The sequence below is a fragment of the Rhizobium sp. SVR5-9E genome (genome assembly GCF_056755095.1).
Genome location: NZ_JBNDHS010000116.1, coordinates 1 through 17,059, shown reverse-complemented (window position 1 = coordinate 17,059; position 17,059 = coordinate 1). Strand labels below are relative to the sequence as shown.

General features: G+C 61.6%; 22 protein-coding genes and 2 pseudogenes. 8 read left to right on the top strand and 16 right to left on the bottom strand.

Annotated features, from left to right (window positions below):
* From ACPYOJ_RS30440 to ACPYOJ_RS30430, 3 genes and pseudogenes are all read left to right on the top strand, one after another.
* Positions 1 to 248, top strand: a pseudogene (locus ACPYOJ_RS30440) (hypothetical protein); the annotation flags it as partial.
* A 61-nt stretch (positions 249 to 309) separates the two neighbouring features.
* The gene (locus tag ACPYOJ_RS30435) at positions 310 to 546 is read left to right on the top strand and encodes a hypothetical protein (RefSeq protein ID WP_168830924.1); all 237 of its coding nucleotides are present in this window, start codon (positions 310 to 312) and stop codon (positions 544 to 546) included.
* A 94-nt stretch (positions 547 to 640) separates the two neighbouring features.
* Positions 641 to 877 carry a hypothetical protein gene (locus ACPYOJ_RS30430; RefSeq protein WP_481419577.1) on the top strand — a complete coding sequence of 79 codons (237 nt, stop codon included), beginning with the start codon at positions 641 to 643 and terminating at the stop codon, positions 875 to 877.
* Between the two features lie 6 nt (positions 878 to 883).
* Here ACPYOJ_RS30430 and ACPYOJ_RS30425 read toward each other — a convergent pair whose 3' ends face one another.
* Positions 884 to 1,075, bottom strand: a complete 192-nt coding sequence (locus tag ACPYOJ_RS30425) for a hypothetical protein (protein ID WP_168831280.1) — start codon at positions 1,073 to 1,075, stop codon at positions 884 to 886.
* 248 nt (positions 1,076 to 1,323) lie between these two features.
* Here ACPYOJ_RS30425 and ACPYOJ_RS30420 point away from each other — a divergent pair, with 248 nt between their 5' ends.
* Positions 1,324 to 1,728 (top strand): hypothetical protein, encoded by a 405-nt coding sequence (locus ACPYOJ_RS30420; RefSeq protein ID WP_481419576.1) that lies wholly within the window; start codon positions 1,324 to 1,326, stop codon positions 1,726 to 1,728.
* A gap of 31 nt (positions 1,729 to 1,759) precedes the next feature.
* Here the strand turns inward: ACPYOJ_RS30420 and ACPYOJ_RS30415 are convergent, their stop codons facing one another.
* Positions 1,760 to 1,921, bottom strand: coding sequence for an entericidin (locus ACPYOJ_RS30415; RefSeq protein ID WP_168830921.1), 162 nt, complete (start codon positions 1,919 to 1,921; stop codon positions 1,760 to 1,762).
* Positions 1,922 to 2,151: 230 nt separating this feature from the next.
* Between ACPYOJ_RS30415 and ACPYOJ_RS30410 the strand changes: the two genes are divergently transcribed.
* Together ACPYOJ_RS30410 and ACPYOJ_RS30405 are read left to right on the top strand one after the other, a co-directional pair.
* The gene (locus ACPYOJ_RS30410; RefSeq protein WP_168830920.1) at positions 2,152 to 2,337 is read left to right on the top strand and encodes a hypothetical protein; all 186 of its coding nucleotides are present in this window, start codon (positions 2,152 to 2,154) and stop codon (positions 2,335 to 2,337) included.
* Between the two features lie 98 nt (positions 2,338 to 2,435).
* Entirely contained in the window at positions 2,436 to 2,711 is a 276-nt protein-coding gene (locus tag ACPYOJ_RS30405) for a hypothetical protein (protein ID WP_481419575.1), read from the top strand.
* Between the two features lie 66 nt (positions 2,712 to 2,777).
* Here the strand turns inward: ACPYOJ_RS30405 and ACPYOJ_RS30400 are convergent, their stop codons facing one another.
* From ACPYOJ_RS30400 to ACPYOJ_RS30385, 4 genes and pseudogenes are all read right to left on the bottom strand, one after another.
* Complete coding sequence (locus tag ACPYOJ_RS30400; protein WP_481419574.1) at positions 2,778 to 4,364, bottom strand: gamma-glutamyltransferase family protein; 1,587 nt, start codon at positions 4,362 to 4,364, stop codon at positions 2,778 to 2,780.
* 123 nt (positions 4,365 to 4,487) lie between these two features.
* A pseudogene (locus ACPYOJ_RS30395) lies at positions 4,488 to 5,486 on the bottom strand (LuxR family transcriptional regulator).
* Between the two features lie 35 nt (positions 5,487 to 5,521).
* Complete coding sequence (locus ACPYOJ_RS30390; RefSeq protein ID WP_481419573.1) at positions 5,522 to 5,716, bottom strand: hypothetical protein; 195 nt, start codon at positions 5,714 to 5,716, stop codon at positions 5,522 to 5,524.
* A 285-nt stretch (positions 5,717 to 6,001) separates the two neighbouring features.
* Positions 6,002 to 6,829 (bottom strand): universal stress protein, encoded by an 828-nt coding sequence (locus ACPYOJ_RS30385; RefSeq protein ID WP_481419572.1) that lies wholly within the window; start codon positions 6,827 to 6,829, stop codon positions 6,002 to 6,004.
* Positions 6,830 to 7,120: 291 nt separating this feature from the next.
* Between ACPYOJ_RS30385 and ACPYOJ_RS30380 the strand changes: the two genes are divergently transcribed.
* Entirely contained in the window at positions 7,121 to 8,032 is a 912-nt protein-coding gene (locus tag ACPYOJ_RS30380; RefSeq protein WP_481419571.1) for a DnaJ C-terminal domain-containing protein, read from the top strand.
* Entirely contained in the window at positions 8,032 to 8,370 is a 339-nt protein-coding gene (locus ACPYOJ_RS30375) for a chaperone modulator CbpM (RefSeq protein ID WP_481419570.1), read from the top strand. Before ACPYOJ_RS30380 ends, ACPYOJ_RS30375 begins: the two co-directional genes overlap by 1 nt.
* 79 nt (positions 8,371 to 8,449) lie before the next feature.
* Here the strand turns inward: ACPYOJ_RS30375 and minE are convergent, their stop codons facing one another.
* From minE to ACPYOJ_RS30325, 10 genes are all read right to left on the bottom strand, one after another.
* A complete protein-coding gene (minE, locus tag ACPYOJ_RS30370; RefSeq protein WP_168830912.1) occupies positions 8,450 to 8,710 on the bottom strand; it encodes a cell division topological specificity factor MinE in 261 nt (86 codons plus the stop codon).
* Positions 8,707 to 9,525 carry a septum site-determining protein MinD gene (gene minD / locus ACPYOJ_RS30365; RefSeq protein ID WP_168830911.1) on the bottom strand — a complete coding sequence of 273 codons (819 nt, stop codon included), beginning with the start codon at positions 9,523 to 9,525 and terminating at the stop codon, positions 8,707 to 8,709. Before minD ends, minE begins: the two co-directional genes overlap by 4 nt.
* A gap of 29 nt (positions 9,526 to 9,554) precedes the next feature.
* Positions 9,555 to 10,289, bottom strand: a complete 735-nt coding sequence (gene minC / locus ACPYOJ_RS30360) for a septum site-determining protein MinC (protein WP_481419569.1) — start codon at positions 10,287 to 10,289, stop codon at positions 9,555 to 9,557.
* A gap of 394 nt (positions 10,290 to 10,683) precedes the next feature.
* A complete protein-coding gene (locus ACPYOJ_RS30355) occupies positions 10,684 to 11,019 on the bottom strand; it encodes a hypothetical protein (RefSeq protein ID WP_481419568.1) in 336 nt (111 codons plus the stop codon).
* On the bottom strand, positions 11,006 to 11,419 hold the full coding sequence (locus ACPYOJ_RS30350; protein ID WP_481419567.1) for a hypothetical protein: 414 nt from the start codon (positions 11,417 to 11,419) through the stop codon (positions 11,006 to 11,008). The genes ACPYOJ_RS30355 and ACPYOJ_RS30350 overlap by 14 nt, the downstream gene beginning before the upstream one ends.
* Before the next feature lie 286 nt (positions 11,420 to 11,705).
* Positions 11,706 to 11,945, bottom strand: a complete 240-nt coding sequence (locus ACPYOJ_RS30345; RefSeq protein ID WP_481419566.1) for a hypothetical protein — start codon at positions 11,943 to 11,945, stop codon at positions 11,706 to 11,708.
* A gap of 111 nt (positions 11,946 to 12,056) precedes the next feature.
* Complete coding sequence (locus tag ACPYOJ_RS30340; RefSeq protein ID WP_481419565.1) at positions 12,057 to 13,016, bottom strand: S1C family serine protease; 960 nt, start codon at positions 13,014 to 13,016, stop codon at positions 12,057 to 12,059.
* A gap of 183 nt (positions 13,017 to 13,199) precedes the next feature.
* Positions 13,200 to 13,607, bottom strand: a complete 408-nt coding sequence (locus ACPYOJ_RS30335; protein ID WP_481419564.1) for a response regulator transcription factor — start codon at positions 13,605 to 13,607, stop codon at positions 13,200 to 13,202.
* 307 nt (positions 13,608 to 13,914) lie between these two features.
* Complete coding sequence (locus ACPYOJ_RS30330) at positions 13,915 to 16,431, bottom strand: ImcF-related family protein (protein ID WP_481419563.1); 2,517 nt, start codon at positions 16,429 to 16,431, stop codon at positions 13,915 to 13,917.
* On the bottom strand, positions 16,428 to 17,059 hold a 632-nt coding region (locus ACPYOJ_RS30325), incomplete at its 5' end, for a M15 family metallopeptidase (protein WP_481419562.1). The genes ACPYOJ_RS30330 and ACPYOJ_RS30325, both read right to left, overlap by 4 nt.

Below are 17,059 nucleotides of genomic sequence, written 5' to 3'. Positions count from 1 at the left end.
TCTGGGCGATCGCCTTCGGCTACCTCCTCTTCGATGACACCATCGACCTGCCGATGGCGGCCGGCATCGTGCTGATCATCTGCTCGGGCCTGCTCACCCTCGCCCGTGAGCGCAAGCGCGGCACGCCGCTTCCTGCTGCCGTTGTTTCGGTGGATAGCCAGGCGCCTGTCTCTGCCACGGCAGAGCTCCCGGAAACCCCTTCCGGCGGCTTTGCATCCACTCAAATTCGACCGTCCGACGTTATTTAGCCCGGCTTTTATCGGAACAATCACGGGAGGGGCTTGTTCCTGACAAAAGAGCGGAGTTGTCATGACGGATCAAGGCAAGGGCGAAGGGCGCAAGCCATCGATACCTCCATCCCCCGCAGAAGAAGAAAGCCGGTTGCTGGCGCAGGAGCGTCGCAGCTGGCTGATCTGGACGCTAGGTGTCGCGGGAGCGATCGTCGTGGTGATCATCGCAGGGGCCATAGCAATCTCGCCGGGACCCGATCAGACCACGACCGGCTCCACACCCAAGCCGCCTCAGGTCGAACCACCGGCGCCCTGAGCCCATGGTAGCTTGCACGTCAGGACAATGCTCTTGACGGTCTTCCAAGCGCCGCCCTTCAGCTGTATCAAGCGATGAAATGAAAGGAAGTTCGATGGCCGCACGAGACCGTTATTCGAAGAAGCTGACCTGCCCGCAATGCGGCAACACCGGCATCGCCGAAGTTTCGGAGGACGACCATCCGTCGCGCAAGCATCCCGCATTTAGCATCGACGACATGCCGGCGGGATTCTTTGAAGAAAAGAACTCGAATTTTCCGGAAACATATATCGTCCGCTGCGAGTGCAGCCGCAAGTTTCCTTTCCGCTCGCTGACGGAAAAGACCGCCTGAACCGGCTCAGGCGAGACCGAGCGGCGGCACCTCCGCGATTTTGCGGCCCGGGCCATAATCGCGCTCATGCGAAGAACGATAGCGACCGTCGCGGCGCGCGCTGAAATCGATGCGATTGGATTCGAAAAGACCGTCCGCGTAGGTGCCGGTGTCATCGGTTTCGACTTCCGGCTTGGCGAGAAAGATCTTTAAAAACATGGACGTCCTCCTATTCGTTGCCTCGACGGCCAGCATTGCTCGTATCCTCCTCATACGCGGAGATAGTTAAAAATTAACCATAACCAGGCGGCCAAATTTCTCGAACAACGATTTTAGTCACGAGAGAAATAGCTGCAGAACCGAACATTGCTTTGATTCCCCGAAATTGATCTTGCTTTCGCGACCAGTATTTTCCTAGTCACGAAGAAGTGGTATTTCACGAACCGGCTAAGCAGAGGGGGATTCTCATGCCGAGAGTAGCAGAACTTTACTTCAAGACTGCGGTCGTCTTTTTCATCATCGGGGTTATGATCGGTTTAAACATGGCGATCTCGCAGGATTACTCCGTGATCGGCGCCCATGCCCACTGTAATCTCCTGGGCTGGGTCAGCATGGCGCTCTTCGGGGGCTATCATGCGCTGAACCCGAACAAGGCGGAACGCCGCGTCGCGATGATCCAGTACTACGTCTATACGGCAGGCGTCGCTCTGCTGGTGCCGGTGCTTTATCTGATGCTGAAGGGGAACACGGCGCTGGAGCCGGTCGTCGCCCTGGCCTCGCTGATCATCTTTGCAGGCGTGCTGCTCTTCGCTTTCATCATCTTCTCACCGAAGCAAGCGGCGATCACGCCGTCGGCTGCGCCGCTGCGATAAGATCAGCAGACAAACAAAGGGAGGGACGGCGTCAGGGCCGTCTCCCCGCGCCAGCCGACAGCACGCGGTGCGAAGCATCGTCCATCGCGTGGCTCGCTTCCTGTCCGTCGCGCTTCAGGCCCCAGGCCGTATTGCCGCACGACGAAAGCAGGAGCGCCGAAAGGCAGACAAAGGCGAGCATGGTTTTCGGCATCGAATTCTCCATTGGAATCGGTAATGTCTTGAACATGTTACGATCCGCCACAAAATCAATACCGCGCCCAAGAATGCAGTGAAGTCCTGGCTGGTGGAGCAACGCCAAGAGGGGAGGAAATTGCTTCGGCTAACGAATGCCTCGATCGTAAAAATCCGCCGCCGCCCCTATTTGATTTGCTTCTAAATTAGACTTTAGTATTATCCCTCCTATACTAGGGGAGGATTGTTATGGAGCGCATCGAGCCGCAGGAAGCCACGACGGAAGCTGCAACCCAAGTCTGGTCAGTGACCGAATTTTGCGCGAGACACAGACTCGACACTGACGAGGAAGCCAGGCTGCTTCTATTGTTCGGGCCATTCGCAACAGCCTTCGAGCTCCTGCACAACGCCAGGCGAACGCCGCGATGGAGATAATTGTTACACAACTCGAAGCCGGCTCATTTTTCCTGAGCGTTAACGCGGCACCAGCGGCGGCGGACAGATCGTTGGCTCTGAACTATGGGGCGAGACGGATGTCTTCTCAGGCAAGGAGAGCCGCCCTGAGCGCGCAGAACCGCTACCAGAATACCGACGAGGTCCCGGCAAGCGGCAAGCCTATTCCGCAGTCGACCGAGAGCGACGGAGACGGCAGCGAACTGCCGGATTCCAATCTTGGCGACGCTCGCAAGCCGCCCGCCGATCCCGGCGATACAGACGAACGTGTCGAAGGTTTACCAGATGCGGACCCGGAAGCGGATCGTGTTGATACGGATTCCCCTCTTCCGCCGCCGGTCGCCAACCCGCATTGAGAATTTCCCCACCAACGTGCCGCGCCGTGGGAATTGACCACGGAACGGCAACGTTTTTGCAGCGTGCTAGAAACCGAGGGCAGAGCCGTCCTTGCGCTGGTCAGAACCGCCGAGCAGAAGGCCCCGCTCGTGGTCGATGTAGATCGCCTGGGCGCCGCCGATCGGGGTTGGTGCCGTCTGCAGCTTATGGCCGAGCCGGGCGAGCCGTGCTGCTGTCTCCGGATCAATGGTCGGCTCGATTTTGAGGACGCCGTCGAACGAGAAGCTGCGCGGCGCGTCGATCGCCTGTTGCACGTTGAGCCCCCGATCCAACATCCCGGACAGGAAAGCCGCATGGCCTGCGGCCTGGTACTGGCCGCCCATGACGCCGAAGGGCATCAGCGTGCGGCCGTTCTTGCGCACCATGCCGGGAATGATCGTGTGCATTGGCCGCTTGCGCGGACCGATCGCGTTCGGATGGCCGTCTATCAGGCGGAAGGATGAACCGCGGCTGTGGAAGAGAATGCCCGTCGCCGGATCGAGCCGCGTCGAGCCGAAACCATCGAAGATCGAATTGATGAAGGATAGCGCATTTCCGTCACGGTCTACGGCGCAAAGATAAACCGTGTCCTTGTGCTCGCGCTCGTTCCAGAGCGCCGGCGCCAGCAGCCTGTCGGGGCGGATGCGCGCGCGAAGGGCAGCGGCCATCTCTTCGCTGAGCAGCGTTTCGATGGGGTAAGGCAGGCTCGACGGATCAGAAACAAGAGCGTTGCGGTGGTAGTAGGCAAGCTTGGCCGCCTCGGCGTGCAGGTGGATGCGCTCGGCAAGCGTTACCCTTTCCGAAAGATCAAAGCCGGAGAGCATGTTAAGGATCATCAGCGCGGCAACGCCCTGACCGTTCGGCGGACATTCGTACACGTCGACGCCGCTATAACGCGTCGAAATCGGCGTCACATAGTCGGCGCCGTCGACGGCGCTTTCGAAATCCTCCATCTCATGCAGGCCGCCGAGGCTTTTCAGGAAGGCGACCGAGGCGGCCGCCGTCTCGCCGGTATAGAAGGCTCTCGCTCCCTGCTTTGCGATCGCCTTCAGGCGCTGCGCGAGCGCCGGCTGGGCGTGGCGCTCTCCCTCGCCCACGGCTTTGCCGCCGGGCAGGAAGACGGCAGCCGCACCCGGATCACCCGCGACGGCCTCGGCTTCGCGCGCCCAGTCGTAGGCGACGCGCGCTGTGACCGGATAGCCGTTCTCCGCATAGCCGATGGCGCGCGACAGCAGCCGTTCGAAGGGCAACCGGCCATGATCGCGGTGCAGCTTTTCCCAGGCCGCGACGGCGCCCGGAACCGTAATCGCATGGGCGCTGGTGCGGGGGATTTCAGAAAGGCCTTCCGACCTCAGCCGCTCGACCGTTGCCGCCGCCGGTGCCCGGCCCGAACCGTTGAGCGCGATCACCTCACCGCCCGCAGGAGCGTAGAGCGCAAAGCAGTCGCCGCCGATGCCGGTCATCAGCGGATCGACGACGCACTGCACGGCGACGGCGGCGATCACCGCATCGACGGCGTTACCGCCTGCGGCAAAAATCTCGAGTCCCGCCGCCGTCGAGAGCGGATGGGAGGTGGCAATCATGGCTTCGCCGGCGAGCGCGGGATCGCGGCCCGGCGTAAAAAAATCTCTCATGAAGCAATCCTTTTGCAATTCGAATTTCGGCAGGCCCTCGGCCCATTCAGTATCACTGGGAGGAAAGATCGCAAATCCGATCCTTGTCGCGCAGGCAGGCGGCAACAACTGAGCCACGTGACGTTATTTGGTCGGGGCCTCAGCACTCAGCAGGGTGCGGATCAGGGCGACCTGGCTGCGTGCGCCGGTCTTGTCGAAGATGCGCTGCAACTGGGTGCGCAGCGTGTTGACGCTGACCCCGAGCAGACCGGAGGCGGCTGCGAGGTCGCGCCCATCGACGATCAAGCGGACAAGCCGGGTCTGCGCCGGCGAGAGACCGAAAACGTCCCGCGCACTCGCGATCCGGCGTTCGACCATCTCTGCGTCGTCAAAAGAAATCAGCACCTTGCCGTCCTCGAGCAGGACCCAGCAGTAGAGCGGCGCTCCCGCCTCGTCCTCACCCAGCGCCACCGCCAGGCCTGCTTCGGCACGACGTTCAGCGGGCGCTGGCTCTGCAGCTCGCCGAACGCCAGGCGCACCGTTTCGCGTAGCGCGGCGTCACGTTGGCGTTGCCGGGCGCGCAGCCGGCCGGCAGCGGCGGCGAGACCCGGATGGCTCCGCATCCGCTCGTGCGCCAGTCGGTTCGTCCAGAGGATCCGCGCCTCCGCGTCGACCTCGATCAGCGGGCAGTTCGCCTCCTCGACGCTGCTCTCCATCATCACCATGCAGCCGATCTTCCAGGCCCCGTCGACCCGGTGAAGAATACGCAGCTGGCGCTTGCGGTCCTCGCCGGTGTCGCTGCCGATCTGGTCGAAGGTCACCCAGGCGACGTTCCCGTCGACGACGACGTTGACCCTTTCCCAGCGGACGCGTTCCGCGAAGGCTTGCTTCTCCGGAAACCGCTCCACGATCTTCCTGATCCGGGCGGCGATCGCGTCCCAGCCTTCGTCCACTCGCACGCCAAGCGAGGTCCACGACTCCATCCGCCGTGTCTGTGGCGACTGCACCCAATGGCTCGCGAGCTTCTCGAAGTCCCGCTGCAGCCAGGCCTCGGTCTCGGCGCGGATCACCGCCAGGACTGCCGCCCGATCAGCCTCGCTATCCTCCATCCTGCGGTTCCCTATCGCCATGGACCGGCAGCATAGCACGGTCGATCTGTTGGACGGCATAGCGGTATCTCACACCTGGACGATACCGATCACCAGCAGGATCACGCCAGCGGTCGGGGCCATCAGACCGAGCAGCCGAAGCCGCCGACGCCATAGGGTGATGATGAGATCATCGCTGTAATATCGATCCTCGTCTAAGGCGCTCATCTTCGCGGGAGGCCGACGGTTGAGCATGTGTGCGGCGACCAGACTTAGGGGGTCCATTTGTTGCCTCCTGGCTGGGGGTTCATCGGGGAGGCATCCTCGCACGCATCCGAGCCGTATTCTGTCATGCAGGCGGATGACATCCGCCCGACGCCCGGCTGACGGAGATCTGGGGGTGATGAGTCGCGTAGGGCGACGAACGGGCGATCTGTCTAGTGGATAGCCTCGGCTGTTGCGCCGGGACGAACAGAAAGCTGGACCTTTGCTGACGCGAAGCTGCCGCCGTGCGCACGGGCTGATGTCAGTTACGCAATTCCGTACCAGACTACAGAGCCAGCGCACCCATCAGTGCGCGATAACCAGCGGCACCGGCGACTGCCTCAGGAATTTGTAAGTCACCCCGCCGAGCAACCATTCGCGCAGGCGCGAATGCCCGTAGCCGCCCAGCACCACCAAATCGGCATTCTGCTCGCGCACGACTTGAAGCAGTGTCGACGTCGTATCGAACCGGCCTTCGTTCATGATGTTTATGGAGGCTCGGATACCGTGTTGATCGAGGTATCCCACGAGTTCCTCTTCCTGCTCCGGCGGAAATTCCGGCGTGCCCCTTTGCTGGATCATGACAACGGTGACCTGACGGGATACGAGGAGATACGGCAACGCCTCCGTGACCGCCCGAGCGGCTTCCCGGCTTCGGTTCCAGGCAATGACTGCGTGCTCGAAACCATGTTCGAAAGGTTTCCGGTCGGCAACGAGGAACAGGTGCCTTCCCGATTGGAAGAGCACTTCCTCGACAACGTCACGTCGCTCCAGCGTTTCGTCAGTCAACCGGAGACCGACAAACACGTCGGCGGTCCGGCATTCTCGGGCCGTAATCCGCGCCTGTTCATGGGCGTAAACGTCGAAACGGCGGCATTCGAATGAGCGCGCCATGTCCCGCAGTCGGTTGGTGAACTCGGCTTGCATCATCTTTCCCCGCTCTCGGGCCTGATCCAGAGAGCGCGTCCAGAATTCGACGGTCGCTCCGGTGTCTTCCAATGTCGGCTCAGGCAGGATGTTCAGAAAAAGGCCGACGACATGTGCATCAAACAATTTAGCCAGGCTTTCGCAGGCGCCCAACCGGAATTTATCGCCCGGCGTCCCGTCGAGCCGCACCATAATTACCCTGATCATGGCTGCCTCCCGCATTTGGCGAGGGATTCTGTGCTCCCTCGCGTGATGCTTCCCGTTCCCTCTTGTGAAGATAGCTCTGACGGGCGCCACGGCAACTGGCTGCCGCCGGCGGTATATCTTTCAGCATCGTCCCATCGAGCACGGCTTCTCTCCTTCTCAAAATGTGTGTAGCTTGACGCACGTTGCGCTGTTCAGCCGCGGTCGTTGACGACTGTCATTCGTGCAGCGCGACGACGGATTATCCTTGCGGCACCCGGTGCCTGTCGGCTTGGGATGCGGAGAGCTGTTGCGATGGCAAGTACCGATCCCTACGAGCTGCTTGGCGTGCCACGCAATGCATCGCAGAAGGATATTCAGACAGCCTATCGACGGCTCGCCAAGAAGCTGCATCCTGATCTGAACCCGGGTGACAAGGAGGCCCTGCGAAAGTTCCAGGAACTTTCCGGGGCCTACGATATCGTCGGCGACGAAACGAAGCGGGCGCGCTACGATAGCGGCGAGATCGACGCATCGGGAGCCGAACGGCCGCCGCGCCAATATTACCGTGATTTTGCGCAGGCAGGCGCAGGCTCCGAACGCTATGAAGATCCCTCGGGATTTGCCGATTTCGGTGACTCCGACGACATTCTCTCGTCCTTTTTCTCACAAGGCGGCCGTCGCGGCTTCCGCAGGCGCGGCGCCGACATGCATTATCGGCTGGAGGTCGACTTCCTTGACGCCGTCAACGGCGCAACACGCCGCATCGTGCTCCCGGACGGGTCCTCCCTCGACGTTGCCATACCGCCCGGCGCAAGGGACGGTCAAACGCTTCGCCTGAAGGGAAAAGGGGAACCCGGTCCACAGGGCGGGGAACCCGGCGACGCATTGATCGAACTTACCGTGCGTTCGCATCCGTTCTTTGAGCGTGACGGCAACGACATCCGCCTTGAACTTCCGATCTCATTGAACGAGGCCGTTCTTGGCGGCAAGGTGCCCGTTCCGACCCCGACCGGTCCGGTTTCCGTTACGATCCCAAAGGGATCGAACACCGGCAAGGTCCTGCGCCTGAAAGGCAAGGGCGTCGCCGAACGGAGCGGCAAGCGCGGCGACCAGTACATCACCTTGAAGGTGGTGCTTCCCGAGTCCATCGATTCCGAACTCGAAGAGTTCCTGTCGCGATGGCCGGGACAAGCTTACGACCCGCGGCGAAAGATGGGGATGTGATGCTGACTGCCAAGGAGTTTTGTGTCTCGGCCGAAATTACACACGCAACACTGACCGCCTGGGTCGAGGCAGGCTGGATTTCGCCGCGTGAGACCTCAGGGGGCTGGCGGCTCTCCAAAATTGATCTCGCGCGAGCGCGGCTCATTCTCGACCTCAACGGCCCGATGGGCGTGAATGACGAAGGCATTGCGGTGGTCCTCCATCTGCTGGACCAGGTTCACGGTCTCCGCCGCGCGCTGCGAGGCGCAAATGCCAGCTATCGGCAAGTCACGATCACTTCCACAAACCGCACGGTCACGAGGAGGTCTGGCCAGAGGTCAAATAGGGGGGACACCTGAACGCCTTCCTCCTGCACACTCCCAAACGAAAAGAGGCGGGGATTGATCTCCCCGCCCCTCAAACGTCATCGAGCTTATATCAAGCCGCGAGGCCGGTCGCGTTCAAGGGTATCTCGACATCGATCTCCAGGATCGACATATGCTCATCGCGGTCCATCTTTACACGCACCCTGTCACTCTCGACCTTCACGTGCTTGGCGATCACCGCAAGGATTTCCTCGCGCAGCAGCGCTACGAGATCTGAACTTGTCGAGCAGCGTTCGTGCGCCAGGAGCACCTGCAAGCGTTCACGCGCTGCCGGTGCAGTTCTCTTTTTCCCAAGGAAGCTGAAGAGGCTCATGCGGCAGCCCTCCGTCCAAAAATCTTGCCGAACAGACCCCGTTTTTCGCCGGGAATTGTGACGGGCAAATCCTCACCGGCCAGCCGGCGAGCTGCGTCGAAATAAGCCATCGCCGGCGCGCAGCGGCTGTCGGCCAGAGTGACGGGCGCGCCGATATTGGAGGCACGCAGAACATCCGTGCTTTCCGGAATGATGCCGAGCAGCGGGATGGACAGGATTTCCAGGACGTCGTCGACCTTGAGCATATCGCCGCGTTCGGCCCGGCTGGGGTCGTAGCGGGTCAGCAGCAGGTGCTTGTCCATCCGCTCGCCGCGCTCGGCCTTCAGCGTCTTGGAGTCCAGCAAACCGATGATGCGGTCGGAATCGCGAACCGACGAGACTTCGGGGTTGGTTACGACCACCGCCGTGTCCGCATGGCGCATGGCGAGCGTAGCGCCGCGTTCGATCCCAGCCGGGCTGTCGCAAATGATCCAGTCGAAATGGCGCTTCAAGTCGTTCATGACGCGCTCGACACCCTCGGGCGTCAGGTTATCCTTGTCCCTGGTTTGCGATGCCGGCAGCAGGAACAGTGTCTCGAGCCGCTTGTCGCGGATCAGCGCCTGGGAGAGCTTGGCGTCGCCCTGTATGACGTTGATCAAATCGTAGACGACCCTTCGCTCCGCACCCATGACCAGGTCCAGATTCCGCAGGCCGACGTCAAAATCGACGACGACCACCTTCTCGTTTCTCTGCGCCAAAGCGGCGCCCAAGGCGGCGGTGGAGGTTGTCTTGCCAACTCCGCCCTTGCCTGAAGTGACTACGATGACTTTCCCCATCTTGCTCTCCTGTGTCCTGGCCTCTCGGCTCAGATAAGTTTTTCCGCCATGATCGAATCGCCGTCGAGCCAGAGCTGGACAGATTGTCCGCGAAGGTTCGGGGCCATGTCTTCCGCCGTTTTGTAGATGCCGTCGATTGCAACCAGTTCAGCCTCAAGCTTCCGGCAGAATATCCGCGCGGAGGCATTTCCGACCGACCCCGCCATGGCTCGCCCGCGCAGCGTTCCATAGACATGGACCGATCCGCCGGCGATGATTTCTGCGCCCGAAGCAACCGATCCGATGACAGTGACGTCCCCTTCCGGGAAGATGACCGACTGACCGGAACGCACGGGTTCCCTGAGCACGATGGACTGCATCGGCGAACGGCTCTCCGTCGCGTTCCTATTGCTTCGCGTCTCGGCCACTGGCTCCTGTGCTGGCTCTTGTGCGGGAACCTCGATGTCGGAAACAGGCCGCCCGCCTTTCAGCGACGGAGGCATGCCCGGTCCAAGCATCGACGGACGCGCACCCTCGATACCCATGATGCTGACGTTCCGCCCTGCAAGCTCCGCAATGAGCTCCTTCAGCTGCGCCCGGTCGATCGGCAGGTCCGTCACGTCGAGCACGACCGGCCGCCCCAGGAAAAACCCCGCCGAACGGGCGGCGAGATCATCTAGCCTGACCAACCAATCATCGAAGGGCAGATCGGGCGAAAGCATGACCGCCAGGAAGGAGCGGCCCTTGATACGGATAGAGCGAGCGTCTGTTAGCACTTTGGTCATCTATGTTAAGGAATGGTTGTCCTTACGTACCAGTGCCATGGTTAATAAATGGTAAACAGAGACGGAAAAGACGGCCCTCACGGACCAAAATTATCATCTGAAAATTCCGTTGAAAGGCCTGCCACACAAGGGTTTTCCGCGAATCCGCCGTTTCCCATGCAAGGGTTAACAGGGATCCGCCTTGTGCCGGATCGCGGATTAACTAAACAAGCACTCCGAGTCGTTGCGCAAAGAGCGCAGAACGGAATCACGCGAGCCGATTTTACCAGCGTAAGGAAGCTGACCAGGCTTGCGGCCTCGAACTTGTCTGTGCCGGGGACCGCGCCGTCAGAGTGCTAGGCGCGCCTCATCGATTGGCGCTCCGAACCGATTGGCAGCGGCACCAGCGGTTGCTTTATGAGTATCGCCTGAGGCCTTCGATCCGGTGGCGGTAACGCGAAAGCAGTGTTTCCACGGGCATGGCCGCCGTCTTTCGCGGACGCAGGAACGCGGTCGCTGCGACGACTCCCAGCGTCGCAGCGAAGGCGAAGAAGAAGGACTCCGATAACGCGCCCCGGGATCGAGCCGGCGCATTGCCCTCGATCCGGCGCCGCATGGTTGCCACCTGCTTCTTCAGCTTCGCGACCTGCCTCTGATGGTTGGGATCGTTCGCCTGCACGCCAACGAAATCGTGCTCCACGTCGACGACGCCCTTCGGGATTGGCTTGCCGATGCCGTTATCTTCTGCCATGGCGGCGCCCCCGTGCATTGAGTTCACCGGCGATCAACGGCATTGCCGCTGTGGCAATTGCTCCGACCGGCAGCCTGCTCAGGAGGCGCCCGATCAGGAATGTTCCTGCCATCGCTGCCGCGAGCTTCGCCCAAGGATATGATCCGAGCTGCTCGTGCGCACTGGTGTCGAACCGCGTGGCACTCGCCCTCAGGGTATTGCGGGCCCGCCGCTTGATGGTCGCCAGCTGCACGCGAAGACCGGCGAGTTCATCCTGCAGGTTCTGCAGGCTACTTTCATCCGGCCGATCGATGTCATTCAGCGGGATCGGAATGGCGTCCTCAGCAGGAGCTTCGGCTTCGCGCTGGGCGAGATAGGCCTGCAGTTCGGCCTCCGTCTTGAAAGCTGTGGGGTTTCTCATGGGTTACATGCCTCCCTAGTGCTTGTCAGCGCGGCGGGCGCGCAGAACGCAGCCCATATCGCTTCCCGGTTCGAGACGTTCGCGCTTGGTCATGATGCTATCTCCTGTGATCGCGGTGACAGAAGAACGCGCGTGGAATCTAAAAGATGCATGAAATCAGCGACGGTACGGGAGCTTACAAACATCCCCCGCAGACTCGGAACTCATCGGGCCGCGAAGTCCGTTCGTTGTAACTGGAGGGGCGTCGCAGGACTTGAGCCCCGGCGGCCTACACCGCCCACATGGGTCAATGGTTGTAAATCGTTACTTCTTTGACGATCAGATCGGGATAGAGCCGGGACCGAACGCGTTCAAGCCGCTCGACGGTGAGGCGTTCCCTCTCGATCGCCTCGGCGGTAACGTTCCGCCATGACGATCCGGCCGGCTGATCCCAGACCGTTCCGCCAGATTCCAGGAACTCGCAGAACCTCCTGCCGCACTTTATGCGACTGGTGATCTCCACATAGCGGTTGAGACGATCATTCATGGAGGCCTCCCCAGCTTATCCATAGGTGAACGGTCGCTTGCGAAAGTGACCGTATCATGGCCATCTCGCCAAATCAGCCGGATGCCGTAAGTTTCTAAACCTCCGGTGTCGCTACTCTTTCCAGGCCTGAGGACGGACGATGCGCGTTTCGATGCGGCCAAGCACTGAGAAAATCAGGAATTCGCTATCCTCGTCGATCCTCTCTCCGTCCATGAGCCTGACGACGTCGTCTATGCCGGAAACAGGATGGCCGTCGATCGCCAGGACATAGTCGCCTTCCTGCAGCCCTGCCCTTTCGGCCGGACTTTCCGGCTCGACGCGGCGGAGCCTGACGGCGGTCTGTTGTGTGACGCCTGCTTCAAGCGCGATCCGGCGCTGCAGGTCCACGGTGTCGGCTGCGATGCCGATATAGGCTCTTCGAACACGGCCGAACCGCAGCAGTTCCGACACCACATGCCTTGTGGTATTCGATGCGACGGAGAACGCAATGCTCTGGGCGCCCTGGATGACAGCGGTGTTCACGCCGATGACTTCACCGGCCGACGACACCAGAGGCCCTCCGGAGTTGCCGGGATTGAGAGCCGCATCTGTCTGGATGATGTCTTCCATCAGCCGGCCGCTGGCAGCGCGCATCGAGCGGCCGAGCGCGGAAACGATGCCCGCCGTGACTGTCCACTCGAAACCCAATGGATTGCCGATGGCAATGGCGATGTGACCGCGCTTCAGACTCTTCGAATCCCCTAGCTTGGCCCATTCTCCCGACCAGTCGTTGGCGCGGATCAAAGCAAGGTCTGTGTCGGGATCGCGCCCCAGCACCCTGCCCTCCACGGCCGCTCCGGCCGGAGTCCTGATCCGAACAGTCTTGGCATCGTCCACGACGTGATTGTTGGTGACAATTAGGCCGTCGGGCGAGATCGCGAAACCAGATCCGTGGCCAGAACGTCCCCCGATGAGTTCGATGCGGCTGACCGCCGGGCCGACCAGGTCGACTGCGGCCGAGACCGACGAAGAATAGGCATCCAGCAGTTCGGCATCGGACGACGGCTGGATGTCACGATCAATGAAGCCCATGAAAATCTCCTCGGACGCAGAAGGCGTCCCTTTGAGGACCGGCAGCGGCTGCAAAATAGCGAGGGGCTGTCAGTGCGACAGATTGAAATCAAAGTATCAGGTGATGCGCCGCCCCTCGTTATTCAAGGGCAGCATTGATGAGCGGGGTTGCGCAACATTTCGATGGATTAAATGGCAGAGCTACTAAAGGAAATGGCCGTTCCGTCGTAGACTTGAGGCCGTTGCCTCGAGCGCCTTGCAAAGATTTTGGGTGAGGTCCTCGAAGGTGAATGGCTTGGTAACGAACGACGCGGCGCCGCTCTCATAAGCCCGCTCTTCAAGGCCGGGCTCGCTGCGTCCGGTCATCAGGATGACCGGGAGGCCCTTTGCAAGCTCATGTAGCCGGCGCGCCAGTTCCAGTCCGTTCATCGTCGGCATGTGAATGTCGCTGATGACGCAGGAAAAACCGCTCAGATCCGCGCATCCCAGGAACTGTTCTGCCGACGTGAAGCATTCCACGCGATATCCCAGAGAGCGGACAAGACTGCTTAAGGCAGCGGGAATTTCTGCATCGTCATCGACAATTCCGATAAGTATTTCTTGCGGCCGCATTCCATGCTCCCCTGTGCACCATCTCTGATGCCATAGGGAGTACGATAGGACGTTCTCCAGCGCCTTCAATCATCCGTAGGTATATCCGCCTTACGAGATCGGATGATGGAGGTTAAGCCAGCGGCGGCCCAAGCAAGCAGGTGCCCTCTCGTCTGTACGCTAGCGCACAGGAACGCGGGACAGAGTCAGTTCGTTAAAGGGGTGGCCGCGCGGCGGTCTTTTCTGGCCACCAGCGATGACGCGCCCTCATCCTGGTGCCGCGCGGTCATTACCCAATGCGCGATGCTGAGATTGGATCCAAATCCACTCAGAGCGTGAGCGGGCAGGTCAAGCCGCGCATTAAAGAGCGTATCGAAACCGGGTTGGCGGGCCCCGCGAAGGACATCTGAAGATAGGCGCGCGCGCCCTTGGCACGGACATCGATCAGGAACCGGCGACCGGCCTCACGGGGGCGCAAGCGTGATCCGTCCAGGAACCGTAGGAGGCCCCATGGACCGGGTGCGCTCTTCTTCTCGACAGCAGCGCCGTTGTCGAAGGATATCTCGAAGCCGCGCGCGGGTGCGGCTCCTGGCCAGTTCAACGTGACCGACGCCCCGGAAGTGACGACCGGCGCATGAGCGCCGCCGATCGAGACGGTCGCGGCTCCTCGCTGGGCAAGCGCCTCCAGCACAATCGGCACGTTGGGCGACGCACCCTGTTGAAAAAGCGCCTGACCAACGGCAATCGCCCTTTGAAGAAAGGCCGCGCTTTCGGGTGCATAGCCGGAAAGCCGCGCTTCCGGCTTCCAGCGCCACGGTGTCGTCGACGTGTCCATCAAATGTGCCAGCTGCACCCGAAAATACCGTCCTATAGTGCCGTCGGGCGCGAAGATCCGCGCGACTTCGGTCATGTCTGCATCAGGCCCGTCAAAGAACGGATAGCGGCCGCTGACAGCGGCCTGGCAGGCGGTAGCAACCTCGGAACCCCAAGGTGACTGTGGCTGTGACTGTGCGGGTGCCTGTGAAGGTAACTGTGTCTGCGGCGCCTCTTTTGGAACCTGATCCGCAGCAACTTCTGGCGCTTTTGGGGCAGCCGTTTGCGAGAGTACATCCTCGACAATCTGCACGACCAGAAGCGGAGCTTGCTGCAAGGCAACGATCGAATTTGCGCGCTCCTGTGCATCCATGAGGGATTTCTTGCCGATCTCCGCATCCGCATCGAGGACGGAGAGAGCCACGTTCAGCGATACGAAGAGTTGCGAGATCTCCGACATCCGGCCCTGTTCCACGAACTGGATTGCCGGCCCCAATGCCGCGGCGGTCCGAAGCTGGTTGGCGTGGCTGCGGCTGCGATCGTTCCCGCCGGACTGGCGCCAGGCCTCGCGGATGAGCGCCGAGAGCGGCGAACTGCGTGCGCTTAGCGCCCCGCTGATCACGACAGCGGTGGGTTGATCTGTGAACGGCCTGACGCGAAGTTCACCCAGATAATCCGTCCATGTATCAAGTGTACGCTTTTGAAGCAGGTCCATAACCGCTTCGGTGGTCGTCGTGGCGCTCGACGACAGGAGCGTTTGGGCCTCGGACTTTGCCCGGCGGATCGCCTCCTCGGCACCATCAGACCGCGCATAATTCCATCCAGCCTCCGTATAGAGACCGGCGACACCACGCTCGATCGGCACGCCTGACCGATGGATCAAAATTGTGCCGAGACCAGGCGCGGCCTGATCAAGAGACCAGGGAGGGAGAGCTGCCGTTTTTTCGGCACGGGTCAGCTCGAGCAAGGCGCGCTCACTCGCCAAACCTTCGGCAGCGAACTGCCGCGCCTGGGCGATCGTTTCGGGATCCGGAGATGGAAGTCTCGGCTGGGGCCCGGGCATGGCGGCCACATGCTCGGCCAGCAAAGCAAGTTCGGGGAAGGTTTCGGCTCGGTCGGCGACCCAGCCTGCCAGAAACCGAGGCTGCCACTCCGATGTGCCCTTCAGTATCGACCAGGCACGCAGGGAATCATAGAGCGCATCGGCCTCCCCTTCCGTCGCAAGCGCAACAGAAAGCGCGTCGGCGAGCGGCTCGGCAACCAGGGCTTCGGCCGCCTTGCCATAACGACGGCGCGCAGCTGCGGCGGGATCGACAATCTCGATGTGGTGGATCAACCCAAGCGGCGAGCGGCCGGCTTCCTGCTCGACGAGCCGGACCGCCGCTAGGAAGGCATCGAGCTGAGCCGCCCGTGCAGCTGGCGTGGCGGCCTTGCCGGCTTCTACAACGCTTTCGACATCGGGCAATTGCGCCAGCAGCCGCTCGCGAAACCGCCACTCGGCCCACGCGGCCCAGCCGACGAGCATCGCGAAGAACAGAGCGATCGCAAGAAAGACAAGGCCGCGATCTGCCCGTGTTCTGTGCTGCTCCTCCTTCGACTGTGCAGCTTGGATGGCTTCATTGCAGTGCCCGAGGAAGCGGGCAAGATCACGCCGCGCCAAGCCGCCTTTCGCAGCCTGAGCGGCCCGTTCGGCGAGGCCATTGGCGCCAATCATGTGGCTGATCGGAAGGGCGGCCGCCAGCGCGCGCTCCCATCGCTTGATCGGCAGCGCCGGATTGCTGCGCGCGCGGACATCGAGCAGTGCGACGAGCGCGTCGCGCGCATCCAGGAGCCAGTCCGGCGGAACGTTCCTGCGGCGCGCTTCTTTCTCGAACTCGGCTACGAGCAAGCGGGCGGTCGCGGCCAACTCCTGCGGATCGGGCCGCTTCTCGCTTTCGGCCCGCTTGGCGAGGCTCAGTAATGGCTCGGCCAATGCGGGAAGCACGTCCGCTCCCGCTCCATCCTGATCCGGCGACTGGACATAGTCTCTCACAGCTTGCCCTCCGCCGCCCATTTGCGAAGCAGCGCCTCGCCCACTTCAAAGTGCATCGAATCTTCGCGGCTATAGCCGGCACCCCAATACCAGCCGGCGTCGTTGAAAAACTCTGCGAGCACCACAAGTCCGAACTGCGTGCTGTCATCTCCCATCCTGTCGAGGTTCTTCTTGAGCGTCAGGTCGACGGCCGCACCCCAGGCGTGCGAGGAAACAGACTTCGTGGAGCCCCGCACATAACGCGCGCAAAGCGCACCAGCCGTACCGATCGCGGCATAGATGTCCGGCTCCTCCTTTCGGAGGCGCTCCATGACCTGCCCCAGAGAATCGAGCGCGGGCCTGATCATCGTCAGGCGGAAATGCCCTATGTCTCGGCTTTCCAGGGTTCTCAGCAATTTCGGGTTGGTGACCGGCTGGCAGCTTGTGGAATAGACACTTCGCGGCTCGCCAAGGATTTGGCGGAGCACTGCCGGGGTCGGGCGTATGACGCGCTCGTTGAAGCGCTTCTTCGCCAGCTGCATGGGCTCCGTCATGTTTTCGGTTTCCTCCGGGGGCGCCATGCCGCCGAATTGATCGATCGAAAACGACTGCTGGCTCGGAGGTTCGCCGGGCGGCGGGGGTGCGACGG